Below are 19,478 nucleotides of genomic sequence, written 5' to 3' on the forward strand. Positions count from 1 at the left end.
TATGAACACGCCGCGCACCTCCCGTGAGGAGGCGAGCCCCCGATGACCGATCCCGGTCTGCCGACCAGTGAGCACCTCGAGCACCTGGACACGGACACGATCGCCGACCTGATCGAGAACCTGCTGCCTGCCCCCGAGGCGCATCGCGCTCGTGAGCATGTGAAGGCATGCCCGGAGTGCCAGCAGACGTACGACGCCCTCCTGCAGTTGACCGAGGACCTGGCCGAGGAGGGCCGCAGCGACATCCCGATGCCGGCCGACGTCGCGGAGCACCTGGACGCGGTGATCGTGTCCGAGTCGGTGCTGCGCGCGTCCACCGTCGGCGTCCACTCGCTGGCCCAGCTCCGCGAGGAGCCGCGCCGGCACCTGCCGAAGCTGCTCGGTGCGGCCGCCGGCGTGGTGCTGATCGCCGCGCTCGGCGTCGGCGTCGTGTTCGCCACCCGGAACCAGGCGAACGAGGGCGCCGCGTCCACCGACACGAACACCCCTCCGGCCGACACAGTGACGATCAGCAGCAAGGACATCAGCTCGTCGATCAAGCGCTGGCTGGACCACACCCCGAGCGCGATCCTGCACGGGTCGAGCGAGGAACAGTCCTGCGCCCGGGCGTTCGCGGCCGGGGTGTCGAACTCGAGCGTCCGGCTCGTCCAGCCCGCGAAGGTGGACGGCAAGCGGTCCACGATCATCGGGCTGCAGGGCGCGACAGCGAGTCAGATCCAGGTGTTCGCGGTCACCGGATGTAGTAGTCCGGGCGGCGTCGGAACGTCGTTCTACGACACCACGGTGACGCTCAGCAACCGCTAGTACTGCAATGCGGTACAGCGGGCTGTCGATGGGTACCGTGGGAATGGTCGGCCTCTAGGATCCGTTGAGTACGACGTCACTGTCTCGACGACACGAGGAACGCCTGAATGAGCGACTCCACAGTTCGCAACGTCATCATCGTCGGCTCGGGTCCGGCCGGTTACACCGCCGCCGTGTACGCCGCACGCGCGGCGCTGGAGCCGTTGGTGTTCGAAGGCTCCGTCACCGCGGGTGGCGCGCTGATGAACACCACCGAGGTGGAGAACTTCCCCGGCTTCTCGCAGGGCATCATGGGCCCGGCGCTGATGGACGAGATGCGTACCCAGGCCGAGCGGTTCGGTGCCGAGCTGGTGCCGGACGACGTGATCAAGGTCGACCTGACCGGCGACATCAAGGTGGTCACGGACTCGGCCGGTACCGAGCACCGCGCGAAGGCCGTCATCCTGGCGATGGGCTCCGGCTACCGCAAGCTCGGCTTGGCCGACGAGGACCGGATGTCCGGGCACGGGGTGTCCTGGTGTGCGACGTGTGACGGCTTCTTCTTCCGCGACCAGGAGATCGCGGTCGTCGGCGGTGGCGACTCCGCCGTCGAGGAGGCCACCTTCCTGACCAAGTTCGCGAAGAAGGTGCACCTGGTGCACCGCCGCGACGAGCTGCGCGCCTCGAAGATCATGGCCGACCGGGCGTTCGCCAACGACAAGCTGGAGTTCCAGTGGAACTCCGCGGTCGACAAGATCCACGGCGAGGACAAGCTCAGCCACCTGACGCTGAAGGACACCGTCACCGGCGAGACCCGCGACCTGCCGGCCACCGGCCTGTTCATCGCGATCGGCCACGACCCGCGCTCCGAGCTGGTCAAGGGCCAGGTCGACCTGGACGAGGAGGGCTACGTGCTGGTCAAGCCGAACAGCACCGCGACCAACCTCCCGGGCGTGTTCGCAGCCGGTGACCTGGTGGACCACACCTACCGGCAGGCGATCACGGCGGCCGGCACCGGGTGTGCCGCCGCACTGGACGCCGAGCGCTACCTGACTGCGCTGGAGGACGCCTCCGCGGCGGCCACGGCCGCGGCCAAGACCCAGCCTGTCTCTGTCTGAACCCCTCACATCACTCTGAAGGAGATACGCCCGTGGGCGAGAAGATGAACGCCGTCACCGACGCCGAGTTCGACCAGACCGTACTGAAGAGCGACAAGCCGGTACTGGTCGACTTCTGGGCCGAGTGGTGTGGCCCGTGCCGCCAGGTGTCCCCGATCCTGGAGGAGCTGAACCAGGACCACGGCGACAAGATCACGTTCCTGAAGATGAACGTGGACGAGAACCCGGTCACCCCGAGCAACTACAGGGTCACCGGTATCCCTACCATCAACGTCTATGTGAACGGTGAGCTCGCGAAGTCCATCGTCGGCGCCAAGCCGAAGGCGGCGCTGCTGAAGGAGCTCGCAGACTTCACTGCCTGAGTTACCCCGCCACACCGGCAAGGAGTTAGACCCTGATGGATTCCCCGCACGGCGTGTACCGCATCGGCGACAGCGGTGAGGCGGTCGCAGAGATCGTCGGCAAACTGCAAAGACTCGGACTGCTGCACGGCGGTCACGACGTCTACGACGAGGCGACCGCACACGCTGTCCGGGGCTTCCAGCAGCAACGCGGGCTGATGATCGACGGCATCGTCGGCCCGCAGACGTACCGGGCGATCGACGATGCCCGGTGGCGGCTGGGCGACCGGCTGCTGACGTTCGTCCCGACGCATCCGCTGAGCGGTGACGACGTGCTGAGCCTGCAGGCGAAACTGCAGGAGCTCGGGTTCGCGGTGGCGCGGATCGACGGGATCTTCGGCGCCGACACCCAGCGCGCGGTGACCGAGTTCCAGCGGAACATGGGTCTGCCGGCCGACGGCACGTGCGGTCCGTCGACGTTCAAGGCACTGCAGCGGATTCGCCCGATGGCGACCGGCGGTCGTCCGGACGCGCTGCGCGCCCGCGAGGCCGTCCGCGCCGCCGGGCCGCGGTTGTCCGGCAAGACCGTGGTGATCGACCCGGGCCACGGCGGCTTCGACTACGGCTGGGAGGGCTACGGCCTGCGCGAGTCGGACATCGCGTACGACCTGGCCGCCCGGATCGAGGGCCGCCTCGGCGCCACCGGTGTTCGCGCGTACCTGTCCCGCGGTCGCGACCAGGGCCCGGACGAGCTGGCCCGCGCGGCGTTCGCGAACGAGACGGACGCGAACCTGTGCGTATCGCTGCACGCGGACGGTTCGATGAACCCGGACGCGCAGGGCGTCGCGACGTACTTCTACGGCAACGACCTGCACGGTGCTTCGTCGAGTGTCGGCGAGCAGTTCGCCGGGCTGGTGCAGCGCGAGATCGTCGCGCGTACGGACCTGCTCGACTGCCGTACGCACGCGAAGACGTGGGACCTGCTGCGGCGGACCAAGATGCCGGCCGTGCGGCTCGAGATCGGGTACGTGACCAACCCGCACGACTCGGCCCGCCTTGCCGACCCGGCGTTCCGGGACGTGATCGCGGAGGCGATCGTGGTCGCGATCCAGCGCGTGTACCTGCCACCGGAACAGGACGCCGCCACCGGCATGCTCCGCTTCGGCCAGCTGACCGTGTAGGAGGCAGAGTGGCTACAGTCAAGTCAGGAAAAGTAGCCACCTGAAGGAGCCTGGCGTGGACGTTGGCATCCGGGAACTCCGCGACAACCTCAGTCGCCATTTGGCGGAGGTCCGCTCCGGACACACGGTGACTGTCACAGACCACGGACAGCCAGTCGCCCGCATCGTGCCTGTCGGACAACCGACGCGGCTGGAGCGACTTCGTGCCGAGGGGCGCGTGCAATCGGCGGCTCGAAGGAAGCAGCCGGCACCTGACCCGATTCGTACCGAGGGCCTGGTCAGCGAACTCATCGACGAGCAGCGCCGGTGATCGGCTATCTCGATACGTCGGCATTCGTGCCGCTGCTGGTTCGCGAGCCGAGCAGTGCGGCTGTCGCCGGTTCTGGGACGACGCCGACGCCGTGGTCTCGAGCCGCCTAACCTATGTGGGGACCGCGGCCGCCTTGTGCAGGCGCATCGCGCGGCTCGCCTCGACGACCAGGCGTATTCGTCGTGCCGACGGCTGCTGGACGAACTCTGGCCGCAGGTCGAGATCGCCGAGGTCGACGAGACACTGGCCGGCCGCGCGGCCGAACTCGCGGACCTGCTCGCGCTGCGTGGGTACGACGCCGGCCACTGCGCGTCCGCTGAACTGTTGGAGGACGCCGATCTCGTCGTCGCGTCCGGAGACAAGCGCCTTCTCGGTGCATGGAAGTCGTTGGGATTGGCGGCATTCGATACGAACAGGCCCGACGACGCGTCGGGCAGTTGGCGGTGTAGTTATTCCTTCCCATTTGGGTAATAATTTTCAATCTGGCGAGCCGTTGTGCAATTAATTACCCTAGGTGGCACACGCCAACCTGGGGGTAGCGATGATCCGTCTGCTCGGCAGTATCGGTCTCCTGGCCGCGCTCTTGACTCCTTCCCTTCCGGCCGCCGCTTCAGTTGACCCGGCGGCCGAAGAAGGCCGCCTGGTCGCGGTCACCGACCAGAACTACGACAGCCTGCCTGATGCTCGTATCCGGTTGCTCGATCCAACTGTGGCCGACTGGAACACGGCCGCCGCTCTCAAGTGGACCTGGTCCCCGACGACGTCGAACGGCTTCACCGGCCTGACGTCGGCGTGGGGTCTGCCCAGTGATGTGAAACTGCGGATGAACTCGGCCGGCGCGTACGTGGCGGTGGTCGCCGACTCGCGGGGACTCGCCGCACTCATCGGTTATCCGGCCGGTAACAAGCTGTGGGGCGTCAACGTTGGCGCGGCCAACAACCCGCACAGCGTCGAGCTCTTGCCGAACGGGAACGTCGCGGTCGCCGCGAGCGCCGGTGGCTTCATCCGGATCTACACGGCATCCCAAGGCTCCTCATCGAGTAGCTACGTCAGCTACCCGTTGCCTGATGCACATGGTGTGCAGTGGGATCCGACGAACCAGCTGTTGTGGGTCCTCGGCGGCGATCAGTTGGTCGGCCTGACGATCTCCGGTACTGCCGCGAATCCTGTGATCAACGCCAATCCCGTGGTCATCACGCTGCCGACCGGCGGCGGCCACGACCTGACGCCGATGCTGGACAACCACGACCGGCTCTGGGTGTCGACCGGTTCGAAGGTCTACCAGGTCAGCAAGTCCGCGAAGTCCGTCGTCGCGACGTTCGACGAGGCCGGCGTCAAGAGCGTCAGCAGCATGCCGAACGCGCAGCAGGTCCGGACCATACCCAAGGCCGGTTGCCGTACGTCGTGGTGCACCGACACCGTGACCTTCGCCGTACCGGCGGCGACGCGGACCTTGACCGGATCGGAGATCTACAAGGCCCGCGTCTGGAGTTCCCGCTACGAGTGATCCTCGAGCTTGAGCTTCGGCAGTACCCGATCCAGGCCGCGCGGTAGCCACCATGCCCGCTCGCCGAACAGCCGCAGTACCGCCGGCACGATCACGCAGCGGATCAGCAATGCGTCGAGCAGTACTGCGGTGGCCAGCCCCAGACCGAACTGCTTCAGCATCCGGTCCGGGCTCAGCAGGAACGCACCGAACACCACGATCATGATGGCGGCCGCCGCTGTGATCACGCTGCCCGTGGTCGCGAGGCCTTCGCGCACCGCGGCCCGGGCATCCTTCGTACGCCGCCACTCCTCGTGGATCCGGGACACCAGGAACACCTCGTAGTCCATCGACAACCCGAACACGATCGCGAAGATCATCACCGGTACGAACGCCTCGATCGGCCCCGCCTGCGCGCCGAACCAGCCCTGCTGGAAGACCAGCGTGATCACGCCGAGCGAAGCGCCGATGCTGAGCAGGTTGAGTACGGCGGCCTTCAACGGGATCAGCACGGACCGGAACACCGCCATCAAGAGCAGCGCCGACAACCCGACGACAACCAGTACGAAGATCGGCAGCCGCTTGCTCACCGCCGCCGCGAAGTCGTCCGCGGCCGCCGTCGATCCGCCGACCAGGTACGTACCTTCGAGTTTCGGCAACGTGTCCTTGCGCAACCGCTGGACCAGGTCGCTGGTCGCGGCGTCCTGCGGCGCGGATTTCGGAAACACGAGGACCGTCGCGATCTTGCCGTCCGGCGTCAACTGTGGCGGCGTCACCGCAGCGATGTCGGGATCCTTCGTCAACGTCGGCCCGAGCGACTGTCCGTTCCCCTCCGACACGATCACCAGCGGACCGTTGAACCCCGGCCCGAAGCCGTCCGCCAACAGGTCGTACGCCTTCCGGCTCGTCTTCGCCGGGTCGTCGGTGCCCGCGTCCGCGAACCCGAGCCGCATCCCCAAGGCCGGCAACGACAACGCGATCAACGCGATGACGCCGAGTACCAGCGGTATCCACGGCGCGCGCTGCACGACGGCGGCCAACTTCCGCCAGCCGTCGCCCGGGGTACGGCGCTGCTTCGCCGCGTGCTTACGTACGCTGCGCTCGATCCGCTTGCCGAACAGCGTGAGCAAGGACGGTAGCAACGTGACCGCGGCGAGCATCGTCATCAGTACGGTCATCGTCACGCCCAACGCGATGCCCTGCAGCGATCCGAGCCCCAACGCCAGCAGGCCGAGCAACGCGATCACGACCGTGCAGCCGGCGAACATCACCGAACGGCCGGCGGTGTCCAGGGCAACGACCTTCGGATCGGCTGTGCCCTTGAGCAACTCGTGCCGGTACCGCGAGAAGATCAGCAACGCGTAGTCGATACCGACACCGAGCCCAACCAGCATCATCACCGGCGTCGTGTACTCCGGCACCTTGAACAGGTGCGACGCGAGCATCAGCAACCCAACCGTACTGCCGACCGCGAACCCCGGCAGCAGCGGAAGTGTTGCCGCGAGCAACGATCCGAACAGGAACACGAGGATCACCAGCGCGGCCAGGATCCCGGCGCCCTCGGACGCACCACCCGAACTGTCCGCGGCGCTCCGGGCCAGATCTCCACCGACCTCGACCTGGAATCCCGGCCGGGCGAAGTCCTGGGCGCGATGGATGATCGTCCGGACGTCGTCCACCGGCATGTCCGGCGCCGCGACGTCCAGGCTCACGGTCGAGTAGGCGGTACGTCGATCTGTCGACATTGCCGGCTCCGCTACCGCGGACACGTGCGGAAGCTCCCGTACCACGGCCAGCATCGACGCGATCCGGGACTTGTCGGCGTCCAGCCCGCCGTCGGCTCTGACCACGACCTGTACCGACGCCGTGTCGCCCTTCGGCTGGTGCGCCTGGAAGATGTCCGTCACCCGCTGGGAGTCGGTGCCCGGGAGCGAGTTGTCGCTGCGGTAGTTGGCGCCGACGACTGCCGCCGCACCGGTGACCGCGGCCAGGACCAGCACCCAGAGCAGCAGCGCCAGGCCCGCGTGCCGCATCGCCCAGCCCGACACCCGGTGCAGCAGGCCGGGCCGGGTCACCTGTCGGATCGAGGTGTCCACTGTCATCGCAGTTCCTTGATAAGTAGATTGTCTACATGTTGCCTCTCGACAGTACCAGCCATATGAGTAGACTGGCTACATGAAGGCGGATGCGCTGCGTGGACACCTGGACCCGATGATCCTGGCGGTCGTCGAGCATGAGCCGCTGCACGGCTACGCGATCATGGAGGCGCTGCTGGCCCGCAGCGGCGGTGAGCTCGACCTGCCGACCGGCACGCTGTACCCGGCGCTCCGCCGGCTCGAGCGGGCCGGATACCTGGCCAGCGAGTGGAGCACCGTCGGCGGACGGAAGCGCCGTACGTACCAGCTCACGAGTTCCGGCGCGAAGATGCTTGCCTCAGGCAAGCAGGAGTGGCTGACCTTCCGGGCTGTGGTGGAAGGAGTGCTACGCCCGGGACAGGCGTAGGCAGCGCTCGGCCTGGATGCTGACCAGCACCAGCGGCAGCACGACGAACGTCCCGACGACGCCGAACGCAGGCACGCCCGGAGCGTGCGAACTGGTCGCTGCCATCAGTACGCCGATCCCCGCGACGAGGGCGGATCCGACCAGCGCGAACAACGCCGTCGCGCGGCTCAGGTGCTCACGTACCAGCGGATAACGCACCCCGATCCCGGTACCGATCACGGCGAGCACCGCCCCGGCGATCACCACCATGCCGACCGCACGAACCACGGTCTGCAACAGGTCGTTGAGAGCGGTCGCGGACTCCGGCTCCTGCGTCCAGATCCACGCGCCGCCCTGCCACACGATCGGCTGGATCATCAGCGCGAACAGCAACATCATCGCCGTCCGGCGACTCTGGCTGATCGCGAGCTCGGCCCGGTATCCCGGCACGACATCGGCGAGCTCCCCGAAGTCGGCCACGGCCTCGCACTCCGCCTCGTACCGCCCGTGCCCATCCGCCTCGAACGCCTCGGCGGCGTCGGTCAGGTGGTCACGCGCCTCCGCCAGCAGATCGGTCTTCCGCCGCCGCGGCCCCCGGAGCTCCTTGCTCAGGGCAGCCAGGTACTCGTCGATAGGCACCCCTCAAGTATGAGCAGCGCCGGCCCGAATCACGTCCGGGGTCCCACTGACTCGCCCCTGACCTTCCGCCGGCGATGCAGTACGACGAAGTAGCCGGCGTATGCGATGAGTACGAGGGCGAAGCCGACCTTCTCCGCGATCGGGGTTGCGCCTGCGGGCCAGAGGTTTCCCTCCAGGTAGTGGTGGATGTAGCCGCTCTGGTACAGAGTCTCGCCACCCAGGCGGCGGAAGTACTTCTCGGTCGCGGTCACCGGGCAGCCGAAGTCGACCAGGGTGATGACGAGGTTCCACACCACGATCGCGAGGTGCAGCCAGATCACCCGCGGCCATCGCCAGGCGAGGAATCCGCCGACCACGAAGAACAGCAGCAGGGCGCCGTGCAGGATCATCACTGCATCGGCCAGCGCCCGCCAGATCATTCGGGGCCGGACCTCAACGCGTCCCGGACCGTGACCGGCGCGGGCGGCGCGGGCTCCGGCCGGATCGCACCCATCAGGCGCTCGACGGCTGCCTCCATCTCACTGCGCCAGGTGATCGCCGACCGCAGGTCGAGCCGCAGCCGCGGATTGCGCGGATGCTCCCGGACCACCCCGAACCCGACCGCCCGCAGGAACTCGGTCGGCCACACGCAGCTCGGACCGTCCCACCGCGAGTCCCCGAACGCCTCCACGGCCCGGAACCCGCGCTTCAGCACATCCTTCGCGATCGCCTGGACCAGGATCTTCCCCAGCCCGAGCCCCAGGTATCTCGGCAGGATCCGCCCGGTCGCGAGTACCACGGCGTCCGGGCTGACCGGGGCCGTCGGGAACGCCTGGACCCGCGGCAGGTACTTCGCCGGGGCGTACACGGCGAACCCGGCCGGCTCGTCGTCGACGTACAGCACGATCCCCGCGGTCCCCCAGTCGAGCAGCAACTGGGACAGCCACGCCTCCTTCTCCAGCGCGGTGTCCCCGTTCCGGATCGCCTGCCGGGCGGCCACCGGGTCGAGCTCCCAGAACACGCAGTCACGGCACGGCACCGGCAGCTCGTCGAGATTGGCGAGCGTCAGCGGTTCGAGCCGTCGGGCCATCAGCGCATCCCGGTACTGGCTGTTAGTTCGGTCACGGTACGTCAGTGCGCCGCTGGTTCGGCGGCCGGTTCGGGGACCGGTGTTGGTGTCCGTGCATCCGGCGTACGGGTCGCCTCCGGGGCGACGTACCGCTGCTGTACCTTCGCGGCCGGTTGCCGCCGGAACAGCTCGCCGGCGAACCCGGCCAGCACGCCCAGCAACAGTCCGCCGAGCGTCCAGCCGGCTGTCCTGCCCACGCTCATCCTGAATCCTTCCGGTTCCACCTCTCAGGCCGCACCACACCCACCCGGCTGTCTCAACAGCCAGATTCCGGCATGGTCGAACCTGCCCCTATAAGGCATGGTAGTGAGAGGTCACGCCGATCCCCAGCCCAGACTCGGGTCTGTCGACGTAACCTGGTGACTTCCCCTCGATCACCGTTGGAGTGGCCCTCGTGAGTGCTGACGTGCCCGATGTCCGGCAAACCCGTCTCGACAACTACGTCGAGGCGTACGCAGCCCGGACCAAGGGCATGACCGCATCGGAGATCCGCGCCCTGTTCTCGGTCGCCAGCCGGCCCGAGGTGGTCTCGCTGGCCGGCGGGATGCCGAACATCGGCGGCCTGCCGCTGGACGTGGTCGGCGGTGCGGTCCGGGACCTGGTGATCGACAACGGCGCGGTCGCGATGCAGTACGGCTCCGGCCAGGGCGATCCGACGCTGCGGGACCAGATCTGCGACATCATGCGACTCGAGGGTATCGAGGCGCACCCCGACGACGTCGTGGTCACGGTCGGCAGCCAGCAGGCCGTGGACCTGGTGACCCGGGTGTTCTGCGACCCGGGCGACGTGGTGATCTGCGAGGCGCCGTCGTACGTCGGCGCGCTCGGCGTCTTCCGTGCGTACCAGTGCGAGGTCGTGCACGTCGCGATGGACGACGACGGCGTCGTCCCGGAGGCGCTGGAGCAGGCGATCGCCGCCGTCCGCGCGGCCGGCAAGCGGATCAAGTTCTTCTACACGATCCCGAACTTCCACAACCCCGCCGGGGTTTCACTGTCCGACGAGCGGCGCGCGCGGGTGCTGGAGATCTGCCAGCAGGCCTCGGTCCTGGTGCTGGAGGACAACCCGTACGGGTTGCTCGGGTTCGAGGGTGAGCCGCAGCGCGCGCTGCGGGCGGACGATCGCGAAGGCGTCATCTACCTCGGCTCGTTCTCGAAGACGTTCGCGCCCGGGTTCCGGGTCGGCTGGGCGGTCGCGCCACACGCGGTCCGGGAGAAACTCGTGCTGGCGCAGGAGTCCGCGACGCTCTGCCCGCCGACGTTCAGCCAGCTCGCCATCTCGTCGTACCTGATCCGGCACGACTGGATGGGTCAGGTGAAGCAGTTCCGCGAGATGTACCGGGAACGCCGGGACGCGATGCTCGCGGCGCTGACCGAGAAGATGCCGGCGGCAACGACCTGGACGCGGCCGCGGGGCGGCTTCTACGTCTGGCTGACGCTGCCCGATGGGCTGGACGCCAAGGCGATGCTGCCGCGGGCGGTCACGGCGCGGGTCGCGTACGTGCCCGGAACCGCCTTCTTCGCCGACGGTTTTGGCTCCCAGTGCATGCGGTTGTCGTACTGTCATCCGACGCCGGAGCGGATCACCGAAGGGATCGGCCGGCTGGCCGCGGTGATCCACGAGGAGCTCGAACTCCGGCAGACGTTCGGCCCGCTGCCCCCAGGCGCCGGCCGCGACTACGACGCCCCAGGGCCGGAGCTTTCGTAGCTGGGCTTCGCAAAGGTTGCGCAAGGACCTGCGGGCGGCCGGGGGTCCGGGAATCGGTAGGGGTACCGTTCGAGTGGGCCTCGGGGCCGGCGACCGTGCCGGGAACGCCCACGAGTGATCGGGATATTTGTGATGAGTGATCTGGGTCGAGTGCTGGTACTGGCCGGTGGTCTGTCGCACGAGCGGGACGTCTCGCTGCGCTCCGGCCGCCGGGTCGCGGACGCCCTGCGCAGCGTCGGTGTCGAGGTCGAGCAGCGTGATGTCGACGCCTCCCTCGTCGACCGGCTGCGCGAGGATCCGCCGGACGCGGTGTTCCCCGTCCTGCACGGCGTCACCGGCGAGGACGGAGCCCTGCGTCAGGTCCTCGACCTGTACGGGGTTCCGTACGTCGGCGCCGACGCGGCCGCGTGCCGTACGGCGTTCGACAAGCCGGTCGCGTCGACGGTCGTCGGCAACGCGGGACTGCACACGCCGGCATCGGTGGTGCTCGGGCACGACACGTTCCGCGAGCTGGGCGCCGCCTCGCTGATGGAGGCCGTCGTCGCGCAGATCGGGCTGCCGCTGGTGGTGAAGCCGGCGCGAGGTGGTTCGGCGCTGGGCGCTTCGATCGTGCGGTCGGCGGACGAGCTGCCGGCGGCGATGGTGAACTGCTACGCGTACGGGCCGGTGGCGCTGATCGAGCAGTACATCGACGGCACCGAGGTCGCGGTGACGGTCGTCGACACCGGCGACGGACCGCGGGCGCTGCCTGCGGTGGAGATCCGTCCGGACTCGGGGTTCTACGACTACGAGGCGCGGTACACCGCTGGCGCGACGCAGTTCGTCGTGCCCGCTCGGCTCGAGCCGGAGGCGGCGGGCGCTTGCGCCGCGGCGGCCGTACAGGCTCATCAGGCGCTGGGGCTGCGGGACCTGTCGCGGACGGACCTGGTCGTGGATGCGGCTGGGATTCCGTGGTTCCTGGAGGTCAACGTGGCGCCGGGGATGACCGAGACGTCGCTGGTTCCGCTGGCCGCCGAGGCCGCCGGGATCGAGCTCGGTGTGCTCTGCCGTGATCTGCTCGCCACCGCCGCTGCACGCTGATGCCTGAACCTCGGCCCTTGTGGCGTACCGCCGTACAGCCGCGCTGGGTCGGGCTGCTTGCCCTTGCGCTCGTCATCGCCGGTGCGATGACGGTGATGGGCATTTGGCAGTTGGGTGTCTACAAGTCGAAGACGGCCGAGGCCACCGCACACCGCGCAGCCGAGGCGCCCGTGTCGCTGCAGTCGCTGTTCTCGATCGACGACGGGCTTCCGGCGAAGGCTGTGGGCCGACAGGTCACCATCACTGGAACGTGGGGACCGACCGCCGACCAGGTGTACATGTCGGACCGCCAACAGGAAGGCAAGAACGGCTTCTGGGTCGTCACGCCGCTGAAGCTGTCGCCGACGGACGCGGTGATGATCGTCCGCGGCTGGGTGCCGACCGTCTCCGACCCGGCGGCCAAGGCTCCCGTCGGTCCGGTTTCGCTGACCGGCGCCGTCGTCGCCTCCGAAGCCGAAGACTCCTCCGACGACGCCGCCAAGGGCCGCGTCCTCTCGTCCCTCCGCATCCCGACGCTCGTCCACCTGGTCAAGTACCGCCTCTACGACGCGTTCGTAGTACAAACCTCCCCCGCGTCCACGTCACCCGCCCCCGCGTCGGTCACTCCCCCACCACCCCCAACCGACCACGCAGGCCTCCGCAACGTCGCCTACGCCTTCCAGTGGTGGATCTTCGCCGCCTTCACCCTCTGGATGTACGCCCGCATGCTCCTCGACGCCCACCGCACCCCCACCGACGAAGCCCCGCCAACCTCACCCGCGCCCCCGTCGCCCACGGACACCCCAGGCACGCGCAGGCCAGACGCGAACACCCCAGACACAGATGCGCCCAGCACGGCCGCGACGGGCGCGGACACCCCGGGCACGCGCGGGTTGGAAGTGAACATCCCGGGCACGGATGCGTCCGGCACAGCCGGGTTGGGCCTGGATGCGTCCGGCGCGGGAACGTCGAGTGCTGGTGAGGTGGAGGGTGACCGGGGCGGGGAGCGTGTGGGGCCAAGCGGTACCGTTTCAGCGTGACTTCCTCTGCCGACCCCGCCACCTCCGCGAAGCCGATCACCCCGGCTGTCCGCGGCGCGCTGACCCGGTACCGCGTGATCGCGTACGTGGTCGGCGTCATGCTGCTCCTGCTCGTCTTCCTAGCGATGCCGCTGAAGTACTTCGCCGACAGCCCCGGCGCAATGAACGTCATCGGCCCCCTGCACGGCTTCCTCTACGTCGTGTACCTCCTACTGACCTTCGACCTCTTCCGCCGCGTCCGCTGGTCCTTCCCCCGCCTGGTCCTGATGGCCCTAGCCGGCACCATCCCCTTCCTCTCGTTCTACGCCGAACGAAAAACAACCCACGAACTCCAAGGCCACTAGCCCCCAACACCCCGCCACCCCAGTTCCACAGCACCGCCCGCGCCCACCCTCCACGCACCCGCGCCGCCAGACCACCCGATCCCCCTGGGCGCACCCCTCCCAGAGTCGGCAAGGCACCCCGGCCCACCGTGCCTAGCTTGGCCACCTGAACGTGGCACCTCAGCGCACCACCGCGCCTTGGCACCGCACCGTGTAACACTGCCGCACAGCACCGCCCACCCGCACCGCCCACCGCACCGCCCACCGCACGGCACCACCGCACCACCGCACAGCACCGCCCGCCGTCCAGTGTCGGGGGCCGTCCAGCGCCGGGCAGTGCCGCCGCGCCACACCGCCGCGCCACACCGGGCGCATCACCGCCCATGACATCCCCGCGTGACACCGCACCGCCGCCCGCGCCGCCTCGCACCCCAGGGCGTCGCCTCGCGCTGTACCTCGCGCTGTACCTCGCGCTGTACCTCGCGCTGTACCTCGCGCTGTACCTCGCGCCGCACCTCGCGCCGCACCTCGCGCCGCACCTCGCGCTGTACCTCGCGCCGTACCTCGCGCCGTACCTTGTGCCGTGCCTCGTGCGCCCTCCGTGCCTCGTGCGCCCTCCGTGCCTCGTGCGCCCTGCGCGACTTCGCCTGCTTCCCCAGCGGGGCTGCACCCTCGTCCCCACGAGGGTGCAGGCTGGGAGCGCCCGCTGACTGTCCGCGGGTCGGCTGACGTGCACCGCGAGCCGGCGCGCGTCCACTGCGGCCAGCTTCGCCACGCAGTACACGAGCCAACGCGACCACCCACCTACAGACGAAACTGGGTGGGCGGAGTCGCCTCCGACCGCGTGCGCCGAGCATCTACCCCCGGTATCCAACTGGCCGGTTGCGTCATGGGCGCGCAGCGCATGAAGCCTGTGGGCAGAGTCCACGCAGCGCGCTTTGGAGCGCGGCACATTGCGCGCTGCACCTGCGGCGCTCGCCGCATACTTCGGTGACGGCATGGAAGGGCGGAGCGCCTTCGCGGGGATGCAGCCGCCGGCGATCGCCGTCGGGCATCGTGATCCTGTTCGCACGCAGGGCCGTCCTAGCTGCGCGCGGTCGCCTCACGGTCTCTCGGTGTCCGCCAACGACGACACCCCTCGCACTCTTCGGCGCAATGTTTCACATGAAACATCGCGCGCAAGTCCCCAGGTGTCTTTATCGACAAATCCCCATGCCGAGATAGACCGTACTTCGAATCGCGAACTATCTCCCAGAGCGCGATCCTAAGGCGTCGCGCGGGACTTACATCGCTGTGATTCCCGGCCCCGAGCCGCCAAGATCCCGCTCTCAGGAGGCCGATTTCCGGTCCAATCGCCGCGCTCGGGGAGACCTACTCCCGGCTCGCGCATCGCCTCACGACCGCAGGACCCCATACGTGCAACTGAAGCGCTGACAGCTCGAGCCGACGGGAACTGTTCGCCAACTGCGCACGTGGCTGGAGCGGCCTGACGTACCCCACGAAGTCGCCGCATCGAGTAGCGCGCCACCGCGGCGCTCGCCCGCGCGGAACTCAGCTTCTTGGGAGCTCCCCGTGGCAGTTGGTCGCAGCGTGCTCGAGCCGGCCGTCTGTCGATCGCGCCGGGCGACGTCGGCTCTGCTTTGCCCGGGTCTGCCGAGACCTGCGCACCCACGTCTGCGCGAGGTCGAGGACCGGTGATGCGACGGAACTGCGTCGTCTCGCGAGTCCGTTCGACGCGGAACGCTTCTCCTGGCTTCCAGGGCGCGCGGCCAAGCTGCGCGCTTCGCGGCCCGGTCCGGCGCTTCGGTGGAGGCCGGCGCGTCCGCACCGGGGCAGCGATCTGCAACTGAGGGAGGGCACATGCCCGGCTGACTGGTGGGGAGCGTGCGCGGTGGTGGTGCGAGGAGACGGCCTGTGCGTTGGTCAGGCCGTCTGCCTCAGGTGTCCGTCAGGATTCGGGGAGTTTGTTCGGGTCCATCAGGGTGACGATGCGTTCGAGGTCGTCGAGGGAGGCGAACTCGACGGTGATCTTGCCCTTGGTCTTGCCGAGGTCGACCTTCACGCGGGTTTCGAAGCGGTCGGAGAGGCGGTCGGCCAGGTCGACGAGACGCGGAGCGACCGGCTTGTTGCGGCGGCGAGGTGGTGTCGGGTCGTCTCCGTTCATATCGCCCAGGGCGACGATCTCCTCGACGGTGCGGACAGAGAGACCCTCGGCGACGATCCGTTGCGCCAACCGTTCGATCGCATCCCCACTGGGAAGGCCGAGCAGGGCTCGCGCGTGGCCAGCAGACAGAACGCCGGCCGCGACGCGGCGCTGGACCGACGCGGGCAGCTTCAGCAGGCGCAGCGTGTTGGAGATCTGCGGCCGGGAGCGACCGATGCGAGTAGCGAGGACTTCCTGGGTGCACCCGAAGTCGTCGAGCATCTGCTGGTAGGCCGCCGCCTCTTCCAGTGGGTTCAGCTGGCTGCGGTGCAGGTTCTCCAGCAGCGCGTCCCGGAGCATCGCGTCGTCAGACGTCTCCCGGACGATCGCCGGGATCGTCTCCAGCCCGGCCGCCTGGGTGGCACGCCAGCGACGCTCACCCATCACGAGCTCGTACTTGCCGTCGTCCAGCTTCCGCACGACGATCGGCTGCAGCAGGCCGATCTCCTTGACCGAGTGGACGAGTTCGTCCATCGCCTCTTCGTCGAAGACCGTACGCGGCTGCTTCGGGTTCGGCGTGATCTTCTCGACGTCGATTTCGGCGAACGACGCACCAGGTACCGCGGCCAGTTCCGGCCCCTGCGGCTCAGCCGGCTTCGACACCGGTGGGGCGCCGGGGATCGAGTTCGACTTGCTGCCGAGGGTGGTCGTGGTGCCGGGTGCCGGCGAGCTGGGGATCAGCGCGCCAAGTCCGCGTCCGAGTCGGGTGTTCATCGCGCTCCCTCGAGTTCGACATCCTGCTGAGCTACTGCTGGACTATCACAACGCCGAACGGACGCCGTCGCTCCCGCACCGGCCTCCGTGTCCCGTTTCACGTGGAACGGTGCCACACCGCGCAACCGTTTCACGTGGAACGGCCGCAGATCTTCAGGTGTTGTTCCGCATCGCGATCTCCCGCGACGCCTCCAGGTACGACAGCGCACCGGCCGACGCCGGGTCGTACGCGAGCACGGTCTGCCCGTGGCTCGGCGCCTCCGAGATCCGCACCGACCGCGGTACGGCGGTCCGCAGTACGGCGTCCTTGAAGTGGCCACGTACTTCGGCCGCGACCTCGCCCGCGAGCTTGGTCCGGGCGTCGTACATCGTCAGCAGGATGGTCGACACATCGAGCCCCGGGTTCAGGTGGGACTTCACCATGTCGATGTGGCGCAGCAGCTGGGACAGGCCCTCGAGCGCGTAGTACTCGCTCTGGATCGGGACCAGGACCTCGCGCGCGGCAGTCAGCGCGTTCACCGTCAGCAGCCCGAGCGATGGCGGGCAGTCGATGAAGACGTAGTCGTACTTCTCGCCCGCAGCTTCGGTCTCCGAGAGGTAGGCCTCGAGGACACTCTTCAGCCGGCTCTCCCGAGCCACCAGGCTGACGAGCTCGATCTCAGCACCGGCAAGGTCGATGGTCGCCGGGATGACCTGGATACCGGGGTGCTCGGCACACGGCTGGGTCAGCTTGCTCAGCGGCTCACCCTCGATGATGGCCTCGTACACACCGGGCGTCCCCTCGGCGTGGTCGATGCCCAGGGCCGTCGACGCGTTGCCCTGCGGGTCCAGGTCGATAACGAGGATCTTCGCGCCGTACAGCGCGAGGCCGGCAGCGACGTTCACCGTCGTGGTGGTCTTGCCGACGCCGCCCTTCTGGTTGGCGACGACGAACACCCGGGTCTGAGCGGGCAGCGGGAACTCGCGGCCCATTGTGCGTCCTTCATTCACCAGCAGGGTCCGTTCGGTCGCGGCGGCGATCGGAGTCTCGAGGAGTCGTCGCTGAAGCTCGTCCGACGTGGCCCGCGCGGCGATCTGTGCGGCAGTCATAGCGCCCATTCCAATAGGTGCGGGACTTGGCCCGAAGAGGATGTCTGTAGGGGTCGGGGCGGGTCTACCCCCAGCTCCATCCACAGGCTGCTGTGGACGAATTCCCGTGTGCAGGGGCAGTTTCATGCGGTGGTCATCCACAGGCGGTGGAGATTCCGAAAAGTCCGGCTCGACGTCCACCAGAGACGCCGAGTCGGGCCCGGAACCATCATCCCGCATCTCCGGCGTTTCACGTGAAACGGAGCCGGTTTCATCAGCAGTTGGTCCGTCGAGACCGGCCGCCGCAACTGCCCGGAGTTCCGAGGAGTCGATCGGCGGGCCGGTGACGACCGGGGGCGCAGGGGCCGGAACGGGATCGGGAGCCAGGTCCTGAGTCACGACGCGAACGGACGAGTCCGCCTCGGTCGGCCAGCCGATGCCCTGTGAAGACCTCGGCTCGCCGGTGCTCTTCTCGGGCCATCCGAGGGCACGACTCACCAACCCGCTCACCTCCCGTGTCGTCCGTGCCGGGATCCCCCTGCAGCACGTCCGGCCACAATACTCACCACAGTCGTGGGGTGGGCCAGTTCATCGCCGCCGAGTTGGTGAATATGACAAACCTCTGCGCCAAGCTTCATCAATTCGCGCTCCGAGCCGTCCAGTTCCTCCTCTGCGGACGACCCTTTCATCGCGAGCATCAGCCCGCCTTCGACGCAGAGCGGCAGGCACCAACGCGCCAGCTTGGCCAGCGGCGCGACGGCCCGGGAGGTGACGACGTCGTACGACGCCGGCGGCAGCTCCTCTGCCCGCGCGCGGACCACCGTCGCGTTGTCGAGCCCGAGTACGTCCACCGCTTCCTGGAGGAAGGTCGTCCGGCGGAGCAGCGGCTCGATCAGGTCGACGTGGAGGTCCGGCCGAACAATCGCGAGAACGATGCCGGGCAGACCGGCCCCGGTACCGACGTCGGCGACCGACGACTCCTCAGGCACCAGCCGCTCGACCACCGCACAGTTCAACAGGTGCCGGTCCCAGAGCCGCGGTACCTCGCGCGGGCCGATCAGTCCGCGGAGCGTGCCCTGCGTCGCGAGCAACTCGGCGTACGCCGAAAGCCGAGCCGCCGCCCGTGGAAACAGCTTGTCCACGAGCGGCGGCGTTTCACGTGAAACTTCTTCGGTCATAGCGCGTTCACGGCTGTACCACCACGCGCCGCCGGGGCTCCTCGCCCTCGGACTCCGAGGTCAGGCCGGCGGCCGCGACGACGTCGTGCACCACCTTGCGCTCGAACGGCGTCATCGGGTCGAGCCGAACCGGCGTACCGGTCGCCTTCGCCTCCTCGACCGCCTTGCGGCCGACCTCTTCCAGCTCGGCCTTCCGGTTCGCCCGGTAGTTCGACACGTCCAGCATCAGCCGCGACCGCTCGCCGGTCTCGCGGTACACGGCCAGCCGGGTCAGCTCCTGGAGCGCCTCCAGGACCTTGCCGTTCTCACCCACCAGGTTGTTCAGCTCGGCGCCGACGATCGAGACCGCGGCCCGGTCGCCGTCGATGTCCATATCGATGTCGCCGTCCAGGTCGGCGATGTCGAGCAACTCCTCGAGGTAGTCGGCCGCGATGTCGCTCTCCGCCTCGAGGGCCTTCAGGCGCTCCGATGCGGAGCTCTTCGGGCCGGCGGTCTCGTCCGCCGTCTCGGTGTTCTGCATGCCGTCGGTCACGGCCACTCCTTCATAGTGTCAAGTCCGCCCCACGGGGACCCGGGTCTATCGAGCAAAGCGGGAACTGCGTGCGCTGTGGTCAGCGCGATCCGCCGGAGCGCTTCTGCGCCGCCCTCTTCTGCGCGGCCGACTTCGCCGCGGGCTGGCGCTTGGCTCCCGAACCCTTCTTCGCGGCCGGCTGCTTCTTCGCGGCCGGGGCCTGAGCCTTC

21 protein-coding genes are annotated in these 19,478 nt (G+C 68.6%); 11 read left to right on the top strand and 10 right to left on the bottom strand.

Annotated features, from left to right (window positions below):
- Positions 1-42: 42 nt before the first annotated feature.
- The 5 genes from ACFYRU_RS10680 (at position 43) to ACFYRU_RS10700 (ending at position 3,733) form a co-directional block, all read left to right on the top strand.
- A complete protein-coding gene (locus ACFYRU_RS10680) occupies positions 43-804 on the top strand; it encodes a hypothetical protein (protein WP_387655780.1) in 762 nt (253 codons plus the stop codon).
- A gap of 107 nt (positions 805-911) precedes the next feature.
- Entirely contained in the window at positions 912-1,901 is a 990-nt protein-coding gene (gene trxB, locus ACFYRU_RS10685) for a thioredoxin-disulfide reductase (protein ID WP_387655783.1), read from the top strand.
- A 32-nt stretch (positions 1,902-1,933) separates the two neighbouring features.
- Positions 1,934-2,263, top strand: coding sequence for a thioredoxin (trxA, locus tag ACFYRU_RS10690; RefSeq protein WP_209696711.1), 330 nt, complete (start codon positions 1,934-1,936; stop codon positions 2,261-2,263).
- A 35-nt stretch (positions 2,264-2,298) separates the two neighbouring features.
- The gene (locus tag ACFYRU_RS10695) at positions 2,299-3,423 is read left to right on the top strand and encodes an N-acetylmuramoyl-L-alanine amidase (protein WP_387655786.1); all 1,125 of its coding nucleotides are present in this window, start codon (positions 2,299-2,301) and stop codon (positions 3,421-3,423) included.
- Between the two features lie 55 nt (positions 3,424-3,478).
- Positions 3,479-3,733 carry a type II toxin-antitoxin system Phd/YefM family antitoxin gene (locus tag ACFYRU_RS10700; protein ID WP_387655789.1) on the top strand — a complete coding sequence of 85 codons (255 nt, stop codon included), beginning with the start codon at positions 3,479-3,481 and terminating at the stop codon, positions 3,731-3,733.
- Positions 3,734-3,844: 111 nt separating this feature from the next.
- On the opposite strand, the gene ACFYRU_RS10705 is transcribed toward ACFYRU_RS10700, so the two are convergent.
- Positions 3,845-4,039, bottom strand: a complete 195-nt coding sequence (locus tag ACFYRU_RS10705) for a hypothetical protein (protein ID WP_387655792.1) — start codon at positions 4,037-4,039, stop codon at positions 3,845-3,847.
- 235 nt (positions 4,040-4,274) lie between these two features.
- On the opposite strand from ACFYRU_RS10705, the gene ACFYRU_RS10710 reads away from it, so the two are divergent.
- Complete coding sequence (locus ACFYRU_RS10710) at positions 4,275-5,240, top strand: DUF6528 family protein (RefSeq protein WP_387655795.1); 966 nt, start codon at positions 4,275-4,277, stop codon at positions 5,238-5,240.
- On the opposite strand, the gene ACFYRU_RS10715 is transcribed toward ACFYRU_RS10710, so the two are convergent.
- A complete protein-coding gene (locus tag ACFYRU_RS10715) occupies positions 5,231-7,321 on the bottom strand; it encodes an MMPL family transporter (RefSeq protein WP_387655798.1) in 2,091 nt (696 codons plus the stop codon). The two genes, ACFYRU_RS10710 and ACFYRU_RS10715, sit on opposite strands and share 10 nt — an antisense overlap.
- Positions 7,322-7,394: 73 nt before the next feature.
- Between ACFYRU_RS10715 and ACFYRU_RS10720 the strand changes: the two genes are divergently transcribed.
- A complete protein-coding gene (locus ACFYRU_RS10720) occupies positions 7,395-7,721 on the top strand; it encodes a PadR family transcriptional regulator (RefSeq protein WP_141856612.1) in 327 nt (108 codons plus the stop codon).
- Here the strand turns inward: ACFYRU_RS10720 and ACFYRU_RS10725 are convergent.
- The 4 genes from ACFYRU_RS10725 to ACFYRU_RS10740 are packed head-to-tail and all read right to left on the bottom strand — an operon-like array spanning position 7,701 to position 9,650.
- A complete protein-coding gene (locus ACFYRU_RS10725) occupies positions 7,701-8,339 on the bottom strand; it encodes a permease prefix domain 1-containing protein (RefSeq protein ID WP_387655801.1) in 639 nt (212 codons plus the stop codon). The two genes, ACFYRU_RS10720 and ACFYRU_RS10725, sit on opposite strands and share 21 nt — an antisense overlap.
- 29 nt (positions 8,340-8,368) lie before the next feature.
- Positions 8,369-8,758 (bottom strand): DUF2784 domain-containing protein, encoded by a 390-nt coding sequence (locus tag ACFYRU_RS10730; RefSeq protein ID WP_387655804.1) that lies wholly within the window; start codon positions 8,756-8,758, stop codon positions 8,369-8,371.
- On the bottom strand, positions 8,755-9,408 hold the full coding sequence (locus ACFYRU_RS10735; protein ID WP_387655806.1) for a GNAT family N-acetyltransferase: 654 nt from the start codon (positions 9,406-9,408) through the stop codon (positions 8,755-8,757). The genes ACFYRU_RS10730 and ACFYRU_RS10735 overlap by 4 nt, the downstream gene beginning before the upstream one ends.
- Before the next feature lie 41 nt (positions 9,409-9,449).
- Positions 9,450-9,650 carry a hypothetical protein gene (locus ACFYRU_RS10740; protein ID WP_387655809.1) on the bottom strand — a complete coding sequence of 67 codons (201 nt, stop codon included), beginning with the start codon at positions 9,648-9,650 and terminating at the stop codon, positions 9,450-9,452.
- Between the two features lie 191 nt (positions 9,651-9,841).
- Here ACFYRU_RS10740 and ACFYRU_RS10745 point away from each other — a divergent pair, with 191 nt between their 5' ends.
- From ACFYRU_RS10745 to ACFYRU_RS10760, 4 genes are all read left to right on the top strand, one after another.
- Positions 9,842-11,152 carry a PLP-dependent aminotransferase family protein gene (locus ACFYRU_RS10745; protein ID WP_387655811.1) on the top strand — a complete coding sequence of 437 codons (1,311 nt, stop codon included), beginning with the start codon at positions 9,842-9,844 and terminating at the stop codon, positions 11,150-11,152.
- A 132-nt stretch (positions 11,153-11,284) separates the two neighbouring features.
- Complete coding sequence (locus ACFYRU_RS10750) at positions 11,285-12,232, top strand: D-alanine--D-alanine ligase (RefSeq protein WP_387655813.1); 948 nt, start codon at positions 11,285-11,287, stop codon at positions 12,230-12,232.
- A complete protein-coding gene (locus tag ACFYRU_RS10755; protein ID WP_387655816.1) occupies positions 12,232-13,251 on the top strand; it encodes an SURF1 family protein in 1,020 nt (339 codons plus the stop codon). The genes ACFYRU_RS10750 and ACFYRU_RS10755 overlap by 1 nt, the downstream gene beginning before the upstream one ends.
- On the top strand, positions 13,248-13,595 hold the full coding sequence (locus ACFYRU_RS10760) for a DUF3817 domain-containing protein (RefSeq protein WP_387655819.1): 348 nt from the start codon (positions 13,248-13,250) through the stop codon (positions 13,593-13,595). Before ACFYRU_RS10755 ends, ACFYRU_RS10760 begins: the two co-directional genes overlap by 4 nt.
- Before the next feature lie 1,927 nt (positions 13,596-15,522).
- On the opposite strand, the gene ACFYRU_RS10765 is transcribed toward ACFYRU_RS10760, so the two are convergent.
- From ACFYRU_RS10765 to ACFYRU_RS10780, 4 genes are all read right to left on the bottom strand, one after another.
- Positions 15,523-16,491, bottom strand: a complete 969-nt coding sequence (locus ACFYRU_RS10765; RefSeq protein ID WP_387655822.1) for a ParB/RepB/Spo0J family partition protein — start codon at positions 16,489-16,491, stop codon at positions 15,523-15,525.
- A gap of 153 nt (positions 16,492-16,644) precedes the next feature.
- Positions 16,645-17,580 carry an AAA family ATPase gene (locus ACFYRU_RS10770; protein ID WP_387655825.1) on the bottom strand — a complete coding sequence of 312 codons (936 nt, stop codon included), beginning with the start codon at positions 17,578-17,580 and terminating at the stop codon, positions 16,645-16,647.
- 485 nt (positions 17,581-18,065) lie between these two features.
- Positions 18,066-18,737, bottom strand: coding sequence for a 16S rRNA (guanine(527)-N(7))-methyltransferase RsmG (gene rsmG / locus ACFYRU_RS10775; RefSeq protein ID WP_387655828.1), 672 nt, complete (start codon positions 18,735-18,737; stop codon positions 18,066-18,068).
- A 7-nt stretch (positions 18,738-18,744) separates the two neighbouring features.
- On the bottom strand, positions 18,745-19,257 hold the full coding sequence (locus ACFYRU_RS10780; protein ID WP_387658086.1) for a protein jag: 513 nt from the start codon (positions 19,255-19,257) through the stop codon (positions 18,745-18,747).
- Between the last annotated feature and the right edge of the window lie 221 nt (positions 19,258-19,478).

The organism is Kribbella sp. NPDC004536, assembly GCF_042873835.1.
GTDB lineage: Bacteria > Actinomycetota > Actinomycetes > Propionibacteriales > Kribbellaceae > Kribbella.

Coding starts and splice junctions, on each gene's coding strand:
- ACFYRU_RS10680 (WP_387655780.1), top strand. CDS start 43: ATGACCGATCCCGGTCTGCCGACCAGTGAGCACCTCGAGCACCTGGAC.
- trxB (WP_387655783.1), top strand. CDS start 912: ATGAGCGACTCCACAGTTCGCAACGTCATCATCGTCGGCTCGGGTCCG.
- ACFYRU_RS10695 (WP_387655786.1), top strand. CDS start 2,299: ATGGATTCCCCGCACGGCGTGTACCGCATCGGCGACAGCGGTGAGGCG.
- ACFYRU_RS10710 (WP_387655795.1), top strand. CDS start 4,275: ATGATCCGTCTGCTCGGCAGTATCGGTCTCCTGGCCGCGCTCTTGACT.
- ACFYRU_RS10715 (WP_387655798.1), bottom strand. CDS start 7,321: ATGACAGTGGACACCTCGATCCGACAGGTGACCCGGCCCGGCCTGCTG.
- ACFYRU_RS10720 (WP_141856612.1), top strand. CDS start 7,395: ATGAAGGCGGATGCGCTGCGTGGACACCTGGACCCGATGATCCTGGCG.
- ACFYRU_RS10730 (WP_387655804.1), bottom strand. CDS start 8,758: ATGATCTGGCGGGCGCTGGCCGATGCAGTGATGATCCTGCACGGCGCC.
- ACFYRU_RS10735 (WP_387655806.1), bottom strand. CDS start 9,408: ATGGCCCGACGGCTCGAACCGCTGACGCTCGCCAATCTCGACGAGCTG.
- ACFYRU_RS10740 (WP_387655809.1), bottom strand. CDS start 9,650: ATGAGCGTGGGCAGGACAGCCGGCTGGACGCTCGGCGGACTGTTGCTG.
- ACFYRU_RS10750 (WP_387655813.1), top strand. CDS start 11,285: ATGAGTGATCTGGGTCGAGTGCTGGTACTGGCCGGTGGTCTGTCGCAC.
- ACFYRU_RS10755 (WP_387655816.1), top strand. CDS start 12,232: ATGCCTGAACCTCGGCCCTTGTGGCGTACCGCCGTACAGCCGCGCTGG.
- ACFYRU_RS10765 (WP_387655822.1), bottom strand. CDS start 16,491: ATGAACACCCGACTCGGACGCGGACTTGGCGCGCTGATCCCCAGCTCG.
- ACFYRU_RS10770 (WP_387655825.1), bottom strand. CDS start 17,580: ATGACTGCCGCACAGATCGCCGCGCGGGCCACGTCGGACGAGCTTCAG.
- rsmG (WP_387655828.1), bottom strand. CDS start 18,737: ATGACCGAAGAAGTTTCACGTGAAACGCCGCCGCTCGTGGACAAGCTG.
- ACFYRU_RS10780 (WP_387658086.1), bottom strand. CDS start 19,257: ATGCAGAACACCGAGACGGCGGACGAGACCGCCGGCCCGAAGAGCTCC.